The 20,641-nt window shown below is 51.7% G+C and carries 17 protein-coding genes; 3 read left to right on the top strand and 14 right to left on the bottom strand.

All coding sequences use genetic code 11. The features are described from left to right. The first annotated feature begins 9 nt into the window (after positions 1 to 9). From FJQ58_RS21440 to FJQ58_RS21430, 3 genes are read left to right on the top strand one after another with little or no spacing between them, the layout of a single operon-like run. Entirely contained in the window at positions 10 to 891 is an 882-nt protein-coding gene (locus FJQ58_RS21440; protein ID WP_139996853.1) for a carbohydrate ABC transporter permease, read from the top strand. Beyond that, positions 891 to 1,724, top strand: coding sequence for a carbohydrate ABC transporter permease (locus FJQ58_RS21435; protein ID WP_139996852.1), 834 nt, complete (start codon positions 891 to 893; stop codon positions 1,722 to 1,724). The genes FJQ58_RS21440 and FJQ58_RS21435 overlap by 1 nt, the downstream gene beginning before the upstream one ends. A 60-nt stretch (positions 1,725 to 1,784) precedes the next feature. Continuing rightward, entirely contained in the window at positions 1,785 to 3,065 is a 1,281-nt protein-coding gene (locus FJQ58_RS21430) for an ABC transporter substrate-binding protein (RefSeq protein WP_139996851.1), read from the top strand. Between the two features lie 91 nt (positions 3,066 to 3,156). Here FJQ58_RS21430 and FJQ58_RS21425 read toward each other — a convergent pair whose 3' ends face one another. The 14 genes from FJQ58_RS21425 to FJQ58_RS21350 form a co-directional block, all read right to left on the bottom strand. Beyond that, positions 3,157 to 3,894 (bottom strand): IclR family transcriptional regulator, encoded by a 738-nt coding sequence (locus FJQ58_RS21425; protein WP_139996850.1) that lies wholly within the window; start codon positions 3,892 to 3,894, stop codon positions 3,157 to 3,159. A 73-nt stretch (positions 3,895 to 3,967) separates the two neighbouring features. Beyond that, positions 3,968 to 5,506, bottom strand: coding sequence for an HAL/PAL/TAL family ammonia-lyase (locus FJQ58_RS21420; protein WP_139996849.1), 1,539 nt, complete (start codon positions 5,504 to 5,506; stop codon positions 3,968 to 3,970). Positions 5,507 to 5,510: 4 nt separating this feature from the next. Further along, positions 5,511 to 6,608 (bottom strand): DUF917 domain-containing protein, encoded by a 1,098-nt coding sequence (locus FJQ58_RS21415; RefSeq protein ID WP_139996848.1) that lies wholly within the window; start codon positions 6,606 to 6,608, stop codon positions 5,511 to 5,513. 26 nt (positions 6,609 to 6,634) lie between these two features. After that, on the bottom strand, positions 6,635 to 8,278 hold the full coding sequence (locus FJQ58_RS21410; protein WP_238404232.1) for a urocanate hydratase: 1,644 nt from the start codon (positions 8,276 to 8,278) through the stop codon (positions 6,635 to 6,637). A 28-nt stretch (positions 8,279 to 8,306) separates the two neighbouring features. Then, complete coding sequence (locus tag FJQ58_RS21405; protein ID WP_139996847.1) at positions 8,307 to 9,554, bottom strand: Zn-dependent hydrolase; 1,248 nt, start codon at positions 9,552 to 9,554, stop codon at positions 8,307 to 8,309. After that, positions 9,551 to 10,924: a dihydroorotase gene (locus tag FJQ58_RS21400; RefSeq protein ID WP_139996846.1), complete on the bottom strand. Its 1,374-nt coding sequence runs from the start codon at positions 10,922 to 10,924 to the stop codon at positions 9,551 to 9,553. Before FJQ58_RS21400 ends, FJQ58_RS21405 begins: the two co-directional genes overlap by 4 nt. A 67-nt stretch (positions 10,925 to 10,991) precedes the next feature. Then, the gene (locus FJQ58_RS21395; RefSeq protein WP_139996845.1) at positions 10,992 to 11,906 is read right to left on the bottom strand and encodes a DMT family transporter; all 915 of its coding nucleotides are present in this window, start codon (positions 11,904 to 11,906) and stop codon (positions 10,992 to 10,994) included. 28 nt (positions 11,907 to 11,934) lie between these two features. Continuing rightward, positions 11,935 to 12,765, bottom strand: coding sequence for a DUF427 domain-containing protein (locus FJQ58_RS21390; RefSeq protein WP_139996844.1), 831 nt, complete (start codon positions 12,763 to 12,765; stop codon positions 11,935 to 11,937). Between the two features lie 18 nt (positions 12,766 to 12,783). After that, complete coding sequence (locus FJQ58_RS21385) at positions 12,784 to 14,142, bottom strand: LLM class flavin-dependent oxidoreductase (RefSeq protein WP_139996843.1); 1,359 nt, start codon at positions 14,140 to 14,142, stop codon at positions 12,784 to 12,786. Between the two features lie 25 nt (positions 14,143 to 14,167). Beyond that, entirely contained in the window at positions 14,168 to 15,109 is a 942-nt protein-coding gene (locus FJQ58_RS21380) for an ABC transporter substrate-binding protein (RefSeq protein WP_139996842.1), read from the bottom strand. 26 nt (positions 15,110 to 15,135) lie between these two features. Next, entirely contained in the window at positions 15,136 to 15,786 is a 651-nt protein-coding gene (locus FJQ58_RS21375; RefSeq protein ID WP_139996841.1) for an ABC transporter permease, read from the bottom strand. Further along, complete coding sequence (locus FJQ58_RS21370) at positions 15,783 to 16,919, bottom strand: betaine/proline/choline family ABC transporter ATP-binding protein (protein ID WP_139996840.1); 1,137 nt, start codon at positions 16,917 to 16,919, stop codon at positions 15,783 to 15,785. Before FJQ58_RS21370 ends, FJQ58_RS21375 begins: the two co-directional genes overlap by 4 nt. A 362-nt stretch (positions 16,920 to 17,281) precedes the next feature. Beyond that, complete coding sequence (locus tag FJQ58_RS21365; RefSeq protein ID WP_139996839.1) at positions 17,282 to 18,115, bottom strand: DUF427 domain-containing protein; 834 nt, start codon at positions 18,113 to 18,115, stop codon at positions 17,282 to 17,284. Between the two features lie 1,522 nt (positions 18,116 to 19,637). Next, entirely contained in the window at positions 19,638 to 20,309 is a 672-nt protein-coding gene (locus FJQ58_RS21350; protein WP_139996838.1) for a DUF559 domain-containing protein, read from the bottom strand. Positions 20,310 to 20,641 lie beyond the last annotated feature (332 nt).

Here is a 20,641-nt window from a genome sequence, read left to right as displayed (position 1 = left end):
GTTTCCAAGATGGGCAGCAAGAGAATGTCCGGATGGTGGCCGCAGCTCGTGTTCGTAGGCCCAGTAACCATCTTTTTCCTATTAATTATGATCATCCCGTTTCTGCTTGGCATGTACTACTCGTTTACCGATTGGAACGGCGTTGCAGGTACGGTTAATTGGGTTGGCTTCGACAACTTCAAGCAAATTTTTACGAACGATTCCGATTTCTGGTCTTCCTTCTGGTTTACGATCCGCTTCACGGTGGTGGGCGTTCTCTTAACCAATGTGGTTGGCTTCTTCCTTGCTTATTTATTAACGAAAAAGCTAAAATCCCGCAACGTGCTGCGGACGATCTTCTTTATGCCGAACGTGATCGGCGGACTGCTGCTCGGCTTTATCTGGCAGTTCATATTCGTAAAAGGCTTCTCCACCGTTGGTGACATGACTGGCTGGTCCTTCTTCAACCTTCCGTGGCTTGGCGATGAAACGACCGGATTCTGGGGCATTACGATGGTCTTCGTCTGGCAATCGGCCGGCTACCTGATGGTCGTCTATATTGCTTCACTGACGAACGTATCGAAGGAAGTGCTAGAAGCAGCCGAAATTGATGGCGCTACCCGCTTCCAAGTGCTGCGTGGCATTATTTTGCCGCTCATCATGCCAGCCATTACCGTATGTTTGTTCCTGGCCATCTCATGGTCGTTCAAAATGTTCGATCTAAACTTGTCGCTCACCAAAGGCGGACCGTTCAAATCGACAGAATCGGTTGCTCTGAACATTTACGCTGAGGCCTTCCAAAACAACCGTTACGGACTCGGTACAGCGAAATCATTGATCTTCTTTATCGTCGTGGCCGTCATTACTCTTATCCAGGTTCGCGTAACCAAGAGCAAGGAGGTTGAAGCTTAATGGATACCAAAAAATATACCGGAAAGCTCTTTATTACCGAAGCGGTGATGGTCATCGTCGGCCTGCTGTTCCTTGCGCCGTTCTATTTCCTGCTCGTCAACTCCGTGAAGCCGTTCGGTGAAATTATGTCGAATTCGGCCAGCTGGCCTCAGGTGTTCAAATGGGAGAACTACTCCCGTGCCTGGGAGCTGACAAGATTTCCGGAAGCCTTTACCAATTCTATGATCATCACCGTAGTCACCGTTGTGCTGACTGCATTGATTAGCGCAATGGGCGCCTACCGGATGGTGCGTGCCAACACGCGTTTTAACCGGATATTATTTATGCTTTTTGTAGCGGCTATGGTTATTCCGTTCCAATCGATCATGATTCCGCTTCTTAAAGTCGTGAACATGCTTGGCGTCAACAATAGTATGGTCGGTTTGATCATGTGTTATCTGGGGCTTGGCGCTCCGCTCTCGCTGTTCCTGTTCCATGGGTTCATTAAGGCGATTCCTCTTGAAATCGAGGAAGCGGCAACCGTTGACGGCTGCAATCCGATTACGGTATTTTTCAGAATCGTGCTTCCGCTGCTGAAGCCTATGCTCATGACCGTTATTATTTTGAACTGCTTGTGGGTGTGGAATGACTACTTGCTTCCTTCGCTTATTTTGCAGAAGCCCGACATGCGGACCATTCCGCTCGCGACCTTCGCGTTCTTCGGGCAATATACGAAGCAATGGGATCTTGCGCTTCCGGCGCTCGTGCTCGGCATTGCTCCAATCGTAGCTTTCTTCCTTCTGCTGCAGCGTTACATCGTCGAGGGAGTAGCGGCTGGTTCGGTTAAAGGCTAACGCTTGTAATCGGACGGTCGATTCCATATAATAAACCATTAATCAAGGGGGATTTGCATCATGAATAAAAAGATGACTATGCTTTCGTTAAGCCTTGTGCTTGCTATGAGCATCGTGCTATCCGCATGTGGCGGCAGCAGCAACGAAAGCGGCGGCACGGCTAAAGGTGACGTCAAAACGGTAACCATTTTCCAATTTAAGACCGAAATCGTGGAAGGCCTGAACGAATTGGCCGTTGAATTCAATAAAGAATACCCGAACATCAAGCTCGATATCCAAACCGTTGGTGGCGGTGCCGACTACGGCGCTTCCCTGAAGACGAAATTCGCCGCTGGCGACGCTCCTGACATTTTCTCCAATGGCGGTTACGCGGAAATGGAAATGTGGCTGGACAAGCTTGAGGATCTCTCCGATCAAGCATGGGTGAAGGATCTTGTGCCTTTGGCTGCGGAACCGATGACGAAGGACGGCAAGGTATACGGCATGGCTATGAACCTTGAAGGCTTCGGCTATATCTACAACAAAGATATTTTTGCAAAAGCAGGCATTACCGAGCTTCCAAAAACGTACTCCCAGCTTGAAGCGGCTGCAAAAACGCTAAAAGCCGCAGGCGTCACGCCTTTCGCAAATGCTTATCAAGAATGGTGGTTGATCGGCAACCAAGGAATTAACCCTGCGTTTGCACAGCAGCCGGACGTCAATGCTTTTATTGCGGGCTTGAATGATGGCTCGGTCAAAATTCCGGGCAATGAGAAGTTCGCCGACTGGGCGAAGCTGATGAAGCTTACGATGGACTACGGCAACAAAAACCCGCTTACCACCGACTACAACACGCAAGTATCGCTATTTGCAAGCGGCGAAGCGGCGATGATGCAAGAAGGAAACTGGGCGCAGGTTCAAATCGACAGCATTAACCCTGACCTGAACATCGGCGTGCTGCCTATGCCGCTTGGCGAGGATGCAGAGGCTAACGATAAGCTGAATGTCGGCATTCCGGCTAACCTTGTGATTAACAAAGAATCCGATGTGAAAGAAGAAGCAAAAACGTTCCTGAACTGGCTTGTTACTTCCGATATCGGTAAAGAGTACATCGTTAAGAAATTCAAGTTCATTCCGGCTCTATCAACGATTACGGCTACGCCTGAGGATATGGGCGACATCGGTACTGAGGTTTACAACTATGTTCAAGCCGACAAAGTGCTTGGGCTCCAGTCCTCCAAATACCCAGATGGCGTAACGCAAGAATTCGCTAGCGTAATTCAGCAATATATCGCAGGCAAAATCGATGCATCTGCTTGGGAAACCGGCATGCAGGGCGCTTGGGATAAACTGAAGAAATAAGGTTTAGCACCATGAAGTCCTCATTTTCAAAAAAACAGCCGCACAACCGTCCGAATGGAGGTTGTGCGGCTGTTTTTATGTGGAATGCAGCTTATTCTTTCCCCAGCTTGCGTGACACCTGCTCTGCAGCATGCAGAACCGCTTCAATGGATAACCTTTCGAGCTTTTCGTCAAAACGGTATTTGGGGCCTGCGATCGAGAGGCTGGCCACGAGTATGCCTCGGGAATCAAATACCGGAGCGCCGACAGCGAATACGTCGGGATCGATCTCTCCCTGCGTAAGCGCGTAGCCCTGCTCCCGTATTCCGCTCAGCTCCTGCAGCAGCTTTTCCTCGGATAGCTCTGGCGCCCACTTGTCTAAGACGTTTTGAATTATTTTTTCGCTTTCGTAGGCCAAGATCACTTTGCTGGACGCGCCCAAGTACAAGGGCAGTATTCTTCCATTCTCGGCCGAATATTGAATGAGCGCCTTGCTCCTAATGGTCTGGATGCTGATCGCATTCGTGCCGGAGCGAATAAACAGCAGCGACGTCTCATTCGTCTCCTTCGTCAGCTCCTCCATAACCGGCAGCGCGAGCGGGACCAACTCCCGATGAACCTGCTGGCTGAGGCTTCTTGCCAAATCCAAAATCCGCATGCCGAGGCCAATCTGTCCTTTGCCCCTGCGCTCGACGATTCCGTTCTGCTCAAGCGTTTGCAAAAAACGGTAGGTCGAGCTCTCCGGTATCGATACCTTCTGCGCAATGTCGCTTACGGATAAAGCGCCGTCCGCTTCGGCCAGCGCAAAGAGAATATCCAAAGCCCGGCTTAAGGTCTGTGTTCCATTCATGGGTCGCACCTCTACGTTTGTACTCATAGTCACCCCTATATATTCGGCTATCGGCTTGGAATACCTTCTCTGGTTAATAGCATGGGCTGCCTAAGCTTCTCCCCCGCTGATCGCCAAGCCCTCCTGTTTTCAATAACGTATAGGCTGCTTTTATGTCTCCGCTTAAGCTGCGGTCCCGATCCAAGAAGGGAACCACCTCTCTGATTCTATTATACGCGGTCAACGTGCCTTCTCCCAGCTTGATCCCATTCCTCAGATCAATGGCTTGGGCTGCATGTATGGCCTCTATCGCCAAAATATAGGTAAGCCGGTCTATGATTTCACCTGTTTTATGGATCGCTAGCGGCGCATTTGTCGAATGATCCTCCATATCGCCGGCCAAAGAATAATAATCGGCCGAAACAGGGTTCGAGAGATGCCGGATCTCCGCATCGAGTGCAGTGAACGTTTTCTGAATGGTGCTGAAGGCGAGAATATGAGCTTCCGGAGCCAAGAAACGCGGCAGCCCCGTGAATGATGGCGTGCTTAGCTTAATCGTTCGGTAACACGCAATTTTAGAGACATGGCTAAGCGCGATGCCAAGCATTTCAAAGCCCAGCACCCAGTTCAGCGGTTCAAAGCTGGCGCTTGGCAAAATGCGCCCCTCTTCCTCAAGCACGCAAGGATTATCCTCCGATGAGTTCAAATGAAGCTGCAGCGAACCTTTGGCGTAACCAAGCGCTTCTAAGGCTGCGCCGTGAACAGGCGACGCGCTGCGGAAGCTGAGCGGGTCCTGCAAGGCTCCCGTGCTACGGCTCCATAAGCTGCTGCCCTTTAGGTAGCTGCGAATCCGCGAGCTGCTGCTGCCATGGCCTTCGTAAGGGCGGCTGCGGTGAACACTCTTATCCAGCGGTGACAGCTGCCCTTGCAGCGCTTCCAGCGAAAGAGCATAGAGCAGGTCGGCCACCTCAAGCAGCCTCTCGCCCTCCTGCAGCACCAAGGCGCCATGACCAGCGGCTGCCGCATTGGAGGACACGATCGCAAGGCCGTCCTTGGCTCCGAGCCGGATTGGCTGTAATCCGGCCTGCCGAAGAGCTTCCTCCGCCGCCATTCTCGTCCCTTTGTAGATCACGTCCCCCTCGCCGATAAAGGCAAGCCCGAGATGGGACAGCAACGTGATGTCCCCAGCGCCGACAGACCCTCTGCTTGGCAGCAGAGGATGAATGCCGGCATTTAAAAACTCGGCATACTGCTTGACTAATTCAGGAGAAGCTCCGGTTGTGCCGACGAGCAGCGTGTTCAGCCTGGCAAGCAAAGTCGCTCTAACCTGGCGTTCGCTGGCATAAGGCTCGACCCCGGCAGAATGGGCATACAACAGGCTGCGGTTATAGCTCTCGAAAGCCTGCTCCTCGACAACCCGGTCCTTATTTAAGCCCACTCCACGGTTGAATCCATAGATCGGCGTATCACTCTCCGTCTGTCTAAGGACGAATTGACGAGAACGCACCAGCCGCTGCCAAGCATCCTCCGCTATTTCGACGCGGACAAGCCCGCCCGCAACCGCCACGACATCCTCTATGGTCAAAGAACTGCCGTCAAGCACAAGCGTCCGCCAATTTTGCCCGTTTGTCATCCGGCTACCCCTGCAAGCCTTCCAGCGCATAGGAAGCCAGCGAAATGCCAAGCGCCTTCTCCACTTCGGGATAAACCGACGGGTCCTTCACGCTTGAGCTCAGCGGAACCTCGCTTTTATGAATAGACAATACAGCCAGCTTGCTTCCAAGCGCAACATGCCCTACGCTGACTGGTAGCCCCGTCTCCGAAGACAGCGTCGTAATGACATCGGGGTAGGTAGTCAGCCGCTTGCCGCTGCTATCATCTACCGCCATATATTCGTTCATGACATGAAGCGTAAGGACGCCTGCCTCAGTTTCGACATCGATCGTGCCGATATCGAAGGCCCCGGAATAATGAACCTCCCGGCGAATGACCGTTCCTTGTCCCAAGATCGTGCCTCTCGTTTGCGTTACAATCGTATCAATTACTGCGTCGCCGCCCTGCGGCTGCGCGGCAATAATGGCTTTTCCAAGCGCAATGGCAATGGAGATGCCGCCGATAGCGGCATGCTCCTTAATATAGGAAGCTGGCAGCGGGTGGCGTGCGGAAGCGATGAAGCCGCCTGCCTGATCTGCGGCCGTTCGCAAAATATTCGACGTTCGCGCAGGCGAGCCCTTGACGACCAGCTCGATATACGAGCCGTTATCGCGCTTCCCGCCGACGACGACCTGAATCGTTTCGTAATCCTGCAGGGCTGCGAGTCCCATCGAGCCCATTTTGCCGGTCGGATGGGCGCGAATGTCGCCGGTGGCATCCACCACGACCAGATTAAGCAGGGCGGCTGGAAGCCAGCCATTAATCGTGCTCGACATGCCGTTTTGGGGAGTCATGATGCCTACGATCTTGCCTTCGTAGTTTTCCTGCAGCAGCTGCACCGCTTTAATATAATCGGTGCCTAGCATTTGCCAATCGGTACCCGCTGGAGCGCCTATGGCCGTCGCCGTAATGACAATGGCGTCATCCGGCAGCTCATCGACGGAAACCAGCTGCGGCTGGCCGATCGCCACTGCCGCTCCGCCAATCTGGAGCCCATGGTCGACCCAGCCGCCTCCCCCACTTGCAAATACTGAGCCTCCTCTTACGGCTGCCCATACGTCCTCTTCAGTCAAAATTCGCATCTCGTTTCCTCCCGTTTCCATGATGATTATAGGTTGGTGTTAATTCTCCTAATTCCCTTCCGCTCAGCCTCGTCCAGCGCTTCCTCATAGCCGGCATCCGCATAGCGAAGCACACCGAGGCTCGTGTCGTTATTCAGCGTCGTCTCCAAACGAATGCCGCTCTCGGCCGTACCATCTGCCACAAGCGTCACGCCGGCACTAGTCATATAGCCGGAATAACCGCCGCCGCCAGAATGAATCGTAACGAGATCCGCCATCGATGAGCAGTTCAGCATAGCGTTCAAGAGCGGCCAATCGGCAATCGCATCGCTGCCGTCCTTCATTTTCTCGGTCATAATATTCGGATGGGTCATGGAGGCCGCGTCCAAATGATCACGCGAGAAGGCAATCGGTCCGCTTAAGGCGCCTTCCTTGACCATTTGATTAACCGCCAAAGCCAGCTTCGTCCGATCGCCATGGCCAAACCAGCCGATGCGCGCAGGCAAGCCCTCGACGGGAACATGCTCCTGCGCCAAACGGATCCAGTTCACGATAATTTCGTTTTCCGCAAAGGCTTCAAGGATATAAGCATCGATTTTCTGTATATCGCCGACGTCGCCGCTCAGGGCAACCCAACGAAAAGGGCCAATCGCCCTAGCAAACAAAGGACGCAGAAAGGCTTCTGTAAAAATATCGATCTCAAACGCCTGCTCTACGCCGAATAGCTGCGCTTGTGAGCGAATATTGTTCCCATTATCGAATACGATTGAGCCCTTCTCCTTAAATGCCAGCATCGCCCGCACCTCACGCGCGATTGATGACCCTGCAGCCTGCTGCAGGCGGTCGGGGTCCGTTTCCCTAAGCTGCTGGAGCTCGGCCGTACCATATTCGGATGGGACATAGCCGTAAAGCAAATCATGGGCGGAAGTTTGATCGGTCACGATATCGGGTACCAATCCCCGCCTCACAATCTCGGGATAAATATCAGCTGCGTTGCCGACAAGACCGACGGATAACGCTGTTTTGGTGCTAACCGCCTCTGTTATCCATTCCAGCGCTTCATCCAGCTGATGGGTCCTGCGCTGAAGATAGCCCGATTGAATCCGCCGTTCTACCCGCTCCTCCGAAACCTCGACGCAAAGAATTGCAGCGCCGGACAACGTGCCGGCAAGCGGCTGCGCACCGCCCATGCCGCCTAGACCTGCCGTCAGAATAAACCGCCCTTGCAATTGTCCGCCAAAATATTGCCTCGCGATGCTTTGGAAAATTTCATACGTCCCTTGAATAACGCCCTGGGAGCCGATATATTGCCAAGCTGCTGCCGTTAAGCCGCCCCAAATCAGCAAGCCCTTCTCCTGCAGCTTGTAGAAATTTTCACTCGTCGCCCAGCGGCCGACCAAATTGCAGTTGGCCATGACGACCAGCGGCGCAAAGCGGTGCGTCTTGAAGATGCCGATTGGCTTGCCCGATTGAATGACCAATGTCTCGTCCTCTTCCAGCTCTTTCAGCGTACGAACAATCGCATGGTAGGAGGGCCAATCACGCGCCGCCTTAGCAAGCGCCGCATAGACGATCAGTTCCTTCTGGTTCTCGCCGTTCTCCAGCACGTTCTCCAGCATTCGGAGCAAGGCCTCCTGCCGCCAGCCCTTGCAGCGAAGCTCGGTGCCTCTAGCCGCTGCTATCCTTTCCATTGGAATCATCCTCTCTCTCCAACGCATCTCATCGTTGGTCAAATAAAAGCACGGCTTGAATAACCGCTTCAATTCCGGTAGCAACCTGAGCATACGGGGTCCACTCCTCCGGACAGTGGCTGCGCCCGCCTTCGCTAGGCACGAAGATCATGCCGATTGGCGCGATGCGCGCCAGTTGGTTCGCATCATGCCCAGCGCCGCTTGGTAGCTCTATCGTCGGTGCGACAGCGCTGCAGGCTTCCCGAATAATCGATTGCACCTCACCGCTTACCCTAATCGGCTCCGATTGCGATAAGGGCTCCAATCGTATGCTAAGCCCCCTGCGCTCTGCGATTTGAGTAGCTCTCACCCGAAGCGCCGCCGCAGCCTGCTCCACAATCTTAGTATTTAGGGAACGGAGCTCCAGCTCGAAAACGACTCGTCCCGGAATAACATTTGCCGCATTTGGCTCTACGAACAGCCGGCCTACCGTTCCCACTACGGGCTCAGCGTACTTCTGGCTTGCGATTTCTTCGACCGCAAGCACCAGCTCGGACGCGCCGGCCAGCGCATCGGCACGCAGCCCCATCGGCGTCGTTCCAGCATGGTTCGGCGCGCCTTCTACCGTAACGGAAAATCGGTGGATGCCCACGATGCCGGTAACGACGCCAAGCGTGTTCCCGGTTTGCTCCAGCACGGGCCCCTGCTCAATGTGAAGCTCCAAATAAAAAGCTACATCTCCTGAACGTCTAGCCTGCGCGGCGATATCCTCCGGCGAACCGCCAGCCCGTTGGATGGCATCCCGAAGAATTAATCCGTTTGGATCCTTGCGCTGCAGCATTTCCGCCGACAATTGACCCACCATGCCACGGCTTCCAATCGTCGAGATGCCGAATTCGCTTGGCTCCTCCGCAGTGAAGTCCGCAATTTCAAGCGGATGCCGCAGCGTAATGCCGTTTTCCTTCAGTACCCGCGCAAGCTCGAGTCCGGCAATGACGCCAATAATGCCGTCAAACCGGCCTCCTCCCGTAACGGTATCGGTATGGGAGCCAACCATAATCGGCTTCAAGCCTGGCTCGCTGCCTGGCAATTCGCCAATCAAGTTGGACGCCGCATCCTGCCGCACCGACAAGCCATTCTCCCGCATGCGCTCACGAAGCCACTCTCTTCCTTGTTCGTACCAGGACGTGAAGGGCCTTCTCGTCCAGCCCGGCTTGCTTGTATCTATATAAACGGCAAGCGCATCGACTTGCTGCCGTATCCGTTCGCTATCAATGGGTATTCGGGTTATGCTCATGAGCTGACAACCTCCCTTTTATAGGCTGCGCCTGCAATAAACTGGCCGCTGCCCGGCTGGGCCACAATCCGCTCACCGTCGTAAACACTTTTCCCTCTTACGATGGTATGCCTGATTTTGCCCTGTACCTTATGCTGATGAAATGGGGAAAGCTTGGAATGGGAGAGAAGCTTAGTCTGGTCAATCCTCCAGCTTTGCTGCGGATCAATGACCGTAAAGTCGGCATCGAAGCCCAGCTCGATTTTCCCTTTGCCCGGTATGCCGAATACCTCCGCGGGAGATTGCGCCATCCATTTGGCGAACTCCTCAGGCGGGACGCCTTCCTGAATAACGGCGCGGTCGAACAGCAGCGGAACCATAATTTCCACGCCGGGCATGCCCGAAGCGGCAAGGAAAATATTGTCCTTGCCCGCTTCTTTGCGATCCGCTCCCCAAGGGGCATGATCGGAAGTAATGATGTCGATGCTGCCGCTCTGCTGCTGCTGCCACAGCTTTGCCGCATCTTGTGCGAGGCGAAGCGGAGGATTGTTTTTGGCAGCGGGCCCAAACCTCTCCAGCGCGGAGACATCCATCAGCAGGTAGGGATAGCAGGTCTCGCAGGAGACATCTACCTGTTCGTCCTTGTACCGTTTTATCAATTCAATCGTTCGCGGGTGGCTCACATGGACGACATGCACCTTGACTCCCGTCCAATAGGCGAATTCCAGTACCTTCAGCACGGCGCTCGTCTCGGTTACCGGAGGCCTTGTCTCCATATGCGCTCTCGCGTAGAGCCGTCCGGCATCCCTATATTCCTTGGTCAAGCTTTTAATCAATTCATTATTTTCCGCGTGAAAAGCAGCCCGGAGACCGGTTTCCCGAATCAGCGCCATTGCTCTCATAATTTCGCTGTCCGGTATTTCCGGGAAGCGGTGGGGATCGGTCTCGAAGGTAGACATTTTAAACGCAATCGCTCCTGCCTTCGCCAGCGGAATAATCTCATCGGTGCCTCCCGTTTTGGCAATGGTAGCCCAAAGGCCAATGTCGATCAGCGCTTCCCGATTCAATCGCTCGATCTTCTGCTCCAGAAGCGCAGCAGTATTGATCGGGGCAGGCAGGTCATAGGGCATATCCAGCATAGTCGTAATTCCGCCCGCTGCCGCTGAGGAGGAGGTTGTGACAAATCCCTCTAGCGGATTGCTGAAGCAATGCACATGCGCGTCAATCATGCCGGGAAAAACATAACACTCGCCAAAATCAAGCGTTCGCGCCCCAAGCAACGAACTCACGGGGGCAATATGATGAATGGTTTCATTTTTAACTCCGACTTCTCCAAAGATGACGCCGTCTTCCAGTACGAGATGGCCCCGCACAATTAAATCATAGAACATGCCATAACCTCTTTCCTTGTGGAGTAGATGGAACGGTTTTGGCTCTCGTCCGCTTGACGCTGGCCAATTATCCGGAGCTTCCTGCTTCGATTGCCTGCTTGCGCGACCCGGAATAATTCGATATAAAAACGCCGGCCAAAATAATCATGCCGCCAAGAAGCTGGGTCGCCTTAATAGGGTCCCCGAGCCATACATAACCGGCAAGCAAGGCAATAAAAGGCGGTAAGTTATTGAATAACGAAGCCGTGCCCGCACCGACGACCGCTACCCCGCGGGTCCACCACCATCCTGCGAATACATTCATGAGTCCCGCAGCAATAAGCAGCAGCCACATCCATGCCTCGCCGCTCACTTCCAGCTTGCCAAGCGCACGTTCGCTAAACGTAAGCGGAAGCATAAGCGTCATACCGATAAAAGTTGAATATAAATTCATGGAGAAGGTCGATAATCGACGTGATAACCTGGGGATAAACAGCAGGCTTACCGAGAAGCCTAGCATCGCTATAAGCAAATACAGGTCGCCAATAGATACACCTAGCGTTGATTGTCCTGCAAGGACGATAATCAAAACGCCGGCAAAACCAAGCAGCGCTCCTCCGATCTTTTTGCCCTGCAGCCTCACCCGGAAGAACACGGCTTCCAAAAGAAGCGTGACGAGCGGCGCCACCGCATAAATAAGCGAGCCGTTGGCGGCGGAAGAATGCTGAAGCCCCAGAAAATAAAATGGCTGCTGAATGAGCGTGAAAAAAAAGGAGGACGCGAGCAGCAGCAGCCACTCGGTCCTTGTGGGCCGCTGTAGGGGCTGCGTCCTGCTGATGGCCAGCAGCAGCAAGCCCGTTACCGCAATCCGAAGAAAGGATAGAAGCACGGGAGAGAAGCCTCTTAGCAAATATGCGCTAAGCACATAGCTGATTCCCCAAAGAATCGTAACGGCAAATAACCCAATATACGCCATTTTTTGCGCTGACGCTGTCAAAGGCATCGCATCCCCATCCCCCTTTGACTATCCATCAGGCATGCGGAGCGGTATTTTTGTACGGAAGCCGATCCTCTTCCTGCAGCTTCCACTGCACGCCATCAACATAGAGGGCATCCACCTCTTCATTGTAAAAGCTCAGTCTTCCCGCAATCTCGTGCACTTCCGGCAGAGCTTCCGCATAGCTCCATACGATATCCTTGGCCGTCTTCCCATCCTCCAAAATAGCAGACCAATAGGAAGCCGTGCCTTTGTATGGGCATTGCGTTGAGGTTGCGGATGGCGCTAGCAAATCCAGCCGGATATCTTCCTTGGGCAAATAGTAGCGCGGCGTCAAGCCCGTCTCGTACAAAATAACCGGGCGATGGCTGTCCGCAACAAGCTTGCCGCCGATATAAACCTGTACGTGGCGCGAGCTTGGAATCGCATCAATGCGGGAATAGGGGTCCCTCGCATGAACGAAGACCTGCTCCTCCTCCTCGTACCAGGCATCCGCTAGCTTCCAGACAAAGGAGATATATCCTGCAATAATAGTGCCCTCTCCTGCCGAACTCGGATACTGCCACGCGGCTCGCTCAAACACAAGTCCGCCTACCGAAATATTGCCGTATACGGCTTCTCCTTTATGCCCATGGTCCACGCGCTGCTCGGACCAAGTGATATGCTCGCTCTTCACATCCTCCTGAGGGAAATAATAGACCGGCAATTTCCCCGTTTCCGTCACGACAAGCACTTGCTTGCTATCGGCTATCGTAACTCCGCCAAACACAACGCGTATCCATTTCGGGCTTCGCTCCGCCCGGATTTGCCAGCCCTCGTGCTCTCCGTCCCTCAAAGACCACTGCGGATCAATATGCGCCATCATCCATCTCTCCTTTATCGATTAAACGCGAACCGACGTATGCCGATTGACTGGCCGCTGCAGATTCAAATGCTCGCGCAGCGTGCGTCCGGTATATTCCGTACGGAACAACCCCCGGCGCTGAAGCTCGGGTATAACCAAATCAACAAAATCATCCAAGCTTCCCGGCAAATATGGAAAAGCAATATTGAAGCCGTCTGCGGCTCCATTGACGAACCACTCTTCCAAATGGTCGGCAATCTGCACGGGCGTGCCTGCAAATCCGCGTTTTTTCGTTATGCGTTGATATAGCTGTCGCAGCGTCAGCGGTTCTTGCTGAACCAGCTCCCTGATGCGCTCCAGGCCGCTTTTGCTTTGATTAAAGCCATCAAGCTCCGGAATAAACGGCAACGGCTCGTCGAGAGGGTAGCCTGAGATATCATGGCCCAAATAATGCGACAGCAAATCCAAACCAAGCTTCTCCGGCGTCAGCTCCTCGATAATGGCAAGGCGCTCCTGCGCTTCCGCCTCCGTGCGTCCGATGATCGGCATGATGCCCGGCAATATTTTCAGCTCATCCGGATGCCGGTTGTATTTCGCCATTCTGCCTTTGATATCCTGATACAAGCGCTGGCCGTCCTCCAGCAGGCCGCCGGGCGCAAACGTCGATCCCGGTGCAAAAACGACCTCTGCCTTGGCAGCCGCCAGCTCCTTGCCGGCCTCGGAAGCACCCGCTTGGATAAGCACCGGATGCCCTTGAGGCGGCCTAGAAACGTTGAGCGGACCCCGCACGTTAAAATCCTTGCCTTTATGATCCAAGTTGTGAAGCTTGTCTTTGTCGGCGAAATATCCGCTCTCTTTATTAAAGAGCAGCGCGTCATCCTCCCAGCTGTCCCATAGCCCCTGCGTGGCTTCAACGAACTCGCCTGCCCGCTCGTATCGGAGCGCATGCTGGAGATGCTTTTCTTTGCCAAAATTTCGCGCTTCCTCATCGGTCTGCGAGGTGACGATATTCCATGCCGATCTCCCTCCGCTGAAATGATCCAGCGTACCTAGCTTGCGAGCGATATGGTACGGCTCGTTGTAGGTTGTGGAGATTGTTGCTGCCAGCCCGATATGCTCCGTCACAACGGAGAGTGCCGAGAGAAGCGTAAATGGCTCCGGCCTAATGCTGTTGGAGTGGCTGATGCCGGATTCGAATCGATCCCACACATACAGCTCATCTGCGTAAAAAAACATATCGAACTTCCCGCGCTCGGCGGTTTGGACAATTCGCTTGTAATAATTGAAATCGAGCAGCCCCTCCGCTTCCGCTTCCGGGTGTCTCCAGCTTGAGATGTGCTCCCCGGCGGGGAAATACATCATGGCGCCAAGCGCCATTTGTTTTTTTGGCGTACTCATTTTGCATCACGACTCCTTCATTCGATTATTTAGAAATCAATCCATTTGCCGTCAGCCATTCCTTCGCCACATCGAGCGCCGGGCGCTGCTTCAATTCCACTTCGCTATTCAAGGTTTGCATTTGAGCATCGGTGATTTTGCCTGCAAGCTTATTCAGCGCTTTTTCCAGCTCTGGATGCTTCTTCAATACCTCGTCACGTACGATCGGCACAGCGTAATAAGGCAGGAATACGTGTTTGTCATCTTCAAGCACGACAATCGGCTTCACGGTGATCTGGCTGTCCGTCGTATAGAGAATCATAGAATCGATGAGTTTTTGATCAATCGCCTGATACGCAAGCCCAGGATTCTGAATCGTTTTGATTTCCTTAAACTTTGGATTGTATTTCTCAAGAATTGGAGGCCAAGCGTCTGGACGGTTAATAAATTCCTCGCTAGCGCCAAAGATAAGCTCTCCCGACTTTTCAGCGAGCTGGCTGGTCGTCTTAATGCCATATTTCTCCGCTTGGTCCTTATGCAGGCCGAAGGCATAGGTATTGTTGAAGCCAATCGGGTCCAGCACCGTTAGCTGATTTTGCTCCTTTAAATCCTTTTTCACCTTGTCATAGGCTGTTTGCGGGTCGAATTCCGGCTCCGCTTTAAGAATATTGATGAGTGCCGTACCAGTATACTCCGCATAAACGTCCACTTTATTTTCCTTTAATGCGTTCCAAAGCAATGAGTTATCAAGCGTCTCTACATTGGCTTTTAGCTTCGTATCATTTTCAATGAGCAGCTTGAACGCATTTGCCAAAATATCCGATTCGGCGAAGCCTTTCGTCGCGATATTAATGGTCTCCGATTTGCCTGAACCCGAGGCGGAGCACCCGCTCATGACAGCTATTAATATGGCTGCAGCCCCCAAAGCAATCGTTTTCCGGACCGGTCGTTTCCCCCTGCTGCTTGCTGTGAAATTCCACTTTTTCATTTCTTTTTCCCCTCTCTGGTACTCGCTTATATTTTGGATTGCTCCCGCAGCCCTTTAGGCGTCATGCGCCGGTTGAGCAATAGCAGAAGCAGATTAACGACAATAACTAACAAGGAAACTGGAATCGCGCCCATCAAAATAACATTGGTATTGATCATCGAAATCCCACGCGTGATGATATCCCCAAGTCCCCCTGCGGCAATATACGTCGCAATCGTCGCCAAGCTGATCGTTTGCACGGCTACTACCCGAACGCCAGCCATGATGAAGCTGCGCGCGATCGGAAGCTGGACCATTCGGAGAATTTGCCAGCGCGTCATTCCCATGCCCGTACCGGCTTCGATTAAGGCAGGATTTACGCCGGATACGCCCACGTACGTATTTTGCAATATCGGAAGCAGTGCGTAGAGTGTGAGTGCGATGATTGCCGGCTTGGTGCCAATCCCGACCAGCGGAATCATGAACCCGAACAAGGCAAGGCTCGGAATGGTCTGAATAACCGAAACGACCGTAATAATCCCGTTCGCCAGCCGCTTATGCGTCGTAAGGTAAATGCCGATCGGAATCGCAATCAGGCACGCGATAATGACCGAGACCAGGGACAGCTCCACATGCTCCACTGTTTTTTGCAAAATATGCTCCCAATCCGCTTTCACCGTGTTCCAAAATTGATTCATGCCAGCACCTCCTCCCTGTTAAACTGCTTCCCGATTGCCTCAATGAAGCTGGACTGCGTAACCGCCCCCAGCAGTTGATGAGAGGCATCCACTACCGGCACAATACGGTTTTTCTTCAGCAGCTCGAAGAGCTGCGAGACCGGCGCATCGCCTCTAACGTAAGGGGCATCGGTCTTCATCACTTCATTGATGGGCCTCTCGCTGCTGCTCGCCTGCTCGCCTTGCAGCTGTTCCCGCCCGATGATGCCTAAATATTTGTTTTGCTCACAGGTTACAGCCAGCGCATCCAGTTCATGCTGCTCCACATACTGCAGCGCATCGGCTACTTTGAAGTGGGAGTAGATCGATAAATGATGAGCCAGCATATTGGCTACCGTGTGCTGCGGAACAAGCGGCTTAAACCGTTCCTGTCCGATGAATTCCCGAACGAAATCGTTCGCGGGCTCATTCAGAAGCTCCTCCGGCGTGCCGGATTGAACGACTTTGCCATCCTTCAGCAGGACGATCAAATCGGCAATTTTCAGCGCTTCATCAATATCATGCGTGACGAAAACGATCGTTTTTTTCACATGCTCATTCAGCTTGATAAGTTCCTTCTGAAGCTGAATGCGGCTGATGGGGTCCAGCGCACTGAACGGCTCATCCATAAGCACGATCGATGGATTCGCGGCCAGCGCCCTGGCTACGCCGATTCGCTGCTGCTGCCCCCCGCTTAATTCGTGCGGGTACCGCTTTCGATAAGCTTCGGGCTCCAGCCCAACAAGCGACAGCAGCTCCTCGGTACGCTCCTTCAGCTGCTGCTTCGGCTCCCCTTTCAGGCGCGGGACGACCGAAATATTCTCCTCGATGGTCATATGCGGGAATAATCCGATTTGCTGAATGACATATCCGATATTTCGCCTGAGTTCCACGGGATTCAGCTCTCCAATGTTGCTGCCTTCGAGAAGGATTTGACCAGCCTCAGGCTCGATTAGGCGATTGATCATTTTCAGAATGGTCGTTTTTCCGCAGCCGGAAGGACCTATAATCGTTACAATCCGTTCCTTGGGCACAGTCAGATTAAAGTTTTCCAGCACGAATCCCGCGCCATAATTTTTGCTTACCTGCTTGAATTCAACGGCGGCCTCGCTCATCCCCATCCATCCCTTCTATAAAACATGTGCTAACGGCTCAAGCCGCCCAAACAGACTGTGTAAGCATTTCTTGACGACCGACAAGAGCTTTTGGGGTGCCATGCCTCCCAAGACCCTATAGAAACAGAAAAGGCCCCACTTTCCCTTAAGGGAAAATGAGACCTCCTATCGCAAGGTTGACCTCAAATTATTATTAACATGTGATAACAACTAACTGTATTACAATAATATTATGTATGTAGTGGAATGTCAACGATTATTTATACTAAACCTATCGGAATTAACAACTTAATCGAAGGTATAAAAAAAGACCTCCTGTCAACAGGTCAGCCACGTCAATATTATGCGGTTCGTGTGGGTAATTACTTAATATCGCTGGCATTAAAGAAATCAAGGGCCGACCGGTACCAGCTTGGCTCCGCTTCCTTCACCCCGGCTACAAAAATCGCATCCACCCGCTCATTGTAGAACGAATGCAGCTTTGCGATTTTCGGTATTTCCGGGATCGGATCTGGATAGCTCCAAAGCACATTTTCATACGTTTCGCCGTTTATAGTTGCAGTAAGGTAGGTAGCCGTCCCTTTATATGGGCAGCTGGTTTGCAAGCTTGATCCTGAGAAATATTCCTGGCGAATATCCTCGATGGGCAAATAATAGCGAACGGGCACGCCCGTTTCAAACACGATCACTGGCCGCTTGCTGTCCGCTACCGTCACCCCATTCAGCACAACCTGGATATGGCGCGAGCTGTTAATGGCATCGACACGCTTGTAAGGATCACGGGGATGAACAAATATTTCTTCTTCCTCCTCCAGCCACTTATCGACCTTGTTCCAGTAAAAAGCTACATGCCCGCGAAGCGCCTCGCTCTGCGGAATCGGGTTCTCGTAGCCCCACACCGCATTTTCAATCAGGCGTTCGCCTACCTGGATACTCCAGTAGGAGGCGTCTCCCTTCAAAGGGCAGTGGGTTTGATGCGCGGTCGGTACAAGCAAATCCTTAAGGACGTCCGCCACCGGAAAATAATAGACGGGCAAATGCCCCCGCTCATGAAGCGTAATGACGGACTTACTGTCCGCGATTGTCACGCCATCCACCTGAACGCGCACCCAGCGTGGGTTAAGCTCGGCTTTCAAATTCTTTTTCGACGTATCCGCTACCTGGCAAGTTTCCTGCTCCGTTTGATGAAGACTCATGTGTATTCCTCCTCGTTTTTATCAATAATAGATAATTGATTATCACAAATATATATTAGCATCGACTTTTTCGTTGCACAATAGTTATTCCAATAAAACCAATAGGGATTAAAGTATATAGGTTTGGGTGTTGTTTGGGTGTTGTTTGGGTGTTGTTTGGGTGTTGTTTGGGTGTTGTTTGGGTGTTGTTTGGGTGTTGTTTGGGTGTTGTTTGGGTGTTGTTTGGGTGTTGTTTGGGTGTTGTTTGGGTGTTGTTTGGGTGTTGTTTGGGTGTTGTTTGGGTGTTGTTTGGGTGTTGTTTGGGTGTTGTTTGGGTGTTGTTTGGGTGTTGTTTGGGTGTTGTTTGGGTGTTGTTTGGGTGTTGTTTGGGTGTTGTTTGGGTGTTGTTTGGGTGTTGTTTGGGTGTTGTTTGGGTGTTGTTTGGGTGTTGTTTGGGTGTTGTTTGGGTGTTGTTTGGGTGTTGTTTGGGTGTTGTTTGGGTGTTGTTTGGGTGTTGTTTGGGTGTTGTTTGGGTGTTGTTTGGGTGTTGTTTGGGTGTTGTTTGGGTGTTGTTTGGGTGTTGTTTGGGTGTTGTTTGGGTGTTGTTTGGGTGTTGTTTGGGTGTTGTTTGGGTGTTGTTTGGGTGTTGTTTGGGTGTTGTTTGGGTGTTGTTTGGGTGTTGTTTGGGTGTTGTTTGGGTGTTGTTTGGGTGTTGTTTGGGTGTTGTTTGGGTGTTGTTTGGGTGTTGTTTGGGTGTTGTTTGGGTGTTGTTGAGTATTGGTTGGATGCTATATGAGTGTTGTTTGAGTACTGTTTGAGTACTGTTTGAGTCCCTTCTGACTACTGTTTAGGGATGCTATGGTAGTCCTTTTGCTGCATTCTGCGGGCTTCATCTCGTTATTCAGAAGTTATATCCGTAATAAGCTAAAATGGAAATGAAGCCAAGCAAGCTGAAAGTCTTTAAAGTGAAAGTTTCATCGTATTTTGCGTTCCTTGAGCATTCATTTGATTTTCATCGATTGAATTTGCGAAGGCGTAACAGCAGCACCGAGCTCGCCTTCTTAGTCAGACACTTATCAATAAAAGAATCTGCCAGCAACATCGCCCCCGATGAATGATCTATTCTTACTACGCCCACCATCCCCAAAAACTCTGCTTTCATTCACATAGATGGAATTTCTCCCGCTAAAATAGCGTTATTTGCTGGGCAAATGGAATAGACGGAATTTATCCCGTTAATTTAACCCTTTTGGTTGATCTTCGGCTAATTCCGCTGAATTAGAAGGAGAAAATCCATTTAAATTCCAAAACCACTATATATCCTTCAATTTATAGGGAGAAAATCCAGTTAAATTAGCATAGGGTGCGTTCATTAGCAAAGAGAACTAGTTAGTAAAATAAACTCCTTCGAATAAAATGCAACGTCGGGGGTATCTGCTGTTCTTTTTGAGTTTAGGCTAGTTAGGAAAATAGACCATTCGAATAAAATGCAGTGTCTGGGTATCAGCTGTTCTTTCGAGTTGAGGCTACTAACGCGTTAGGCTTAATCAATATATTCCAAAAAATTGCGGGCAAGCTCATAACGTACGATTCGTTTCCCTTTGCCCCGATATAGAGGCAGCATCTGTCCTGTTGAGCATAGCTTTTGCAGAATATTGACTGCTGTTTTATGGTCCATTCCAAAATGCTCGACTGCATCTATGGGCCTTATAGGTTCAGCTTGCTGAACAGCAAATCGAATCATCTCACGCTCCGCTTGATGGGCACGGAAGTCTAATCCAGGTTTTGATTCGAATTTACTAAGCACCATTCTAAGCATCGTTTGGCAAAGCTCAGGATTCCTTTCTACGTCGTCGTAAGCAAATGAAATTACATGGTAGCCCATCGCATATAGGAAGGTTTCACGGTTCAGTTCCTGACTATATTTTTGGCGGTCCATGTCGCGGACATGTGTGGCGAACCCTTTAATCTCAAAAATCAACCTTACATTTCCCGGCAGCCAAGCAAAATCCGCAAAATAGGATCTCCCTCTCCAATCCATCACCTCGTACTCCGGATGCAAATGCTGAAAGTTCCCCCGAACCGGCCACCACACATTGCGCAAAAATAACGATTCTGCATGCCCATGCCCCCGTTCCAATCTACCTCGGCGTTCTCCTTTCCTTTTCTCCATATGCTGATCAATAAACACGCGCTGTATCTCGTCAAAACCCATTTCATCACCCTCCTGGAAAATAGAAAACGCCCCGTCATTACTCGCATTGGAGTACTAACGGGACGTTCTTCGTCTCTTAGTTTTGATTATAGGACAACCTTGGGAAGATGAACAGCCCCTTCATATAAATCACCCTATTCTTTTTCAGTCACGGGGCGAGAAGAGACGCTTCATCCCTGTACCAACCCAGTAGAAATTACCCTATGTTGAATTCAACATGGGTCACCATACTGTTCACTATAATGTTTACATAGCCGAGGAAACGTTTTCTGTACGGATGATCTTAACAATTATGATACGCCTTCCTTACTTTAGTAGGAGTCACTTCTCTA

It is taken from the genome of Paenibacillus paridis (assembly GCF_006345825.1).
In the GTDB taxonomy this organism is placed as follows: Bacteria; Bacillota; Bacilli; order Paenibacillales; family Paenibacillaceae; genus Pristimantibacillus; species Pristimantibacillus paridis.
Note: the sequence above shows the minus strand (reverse complement) of the source record. Positions and strands in the feature narration are given on the sequence as shown.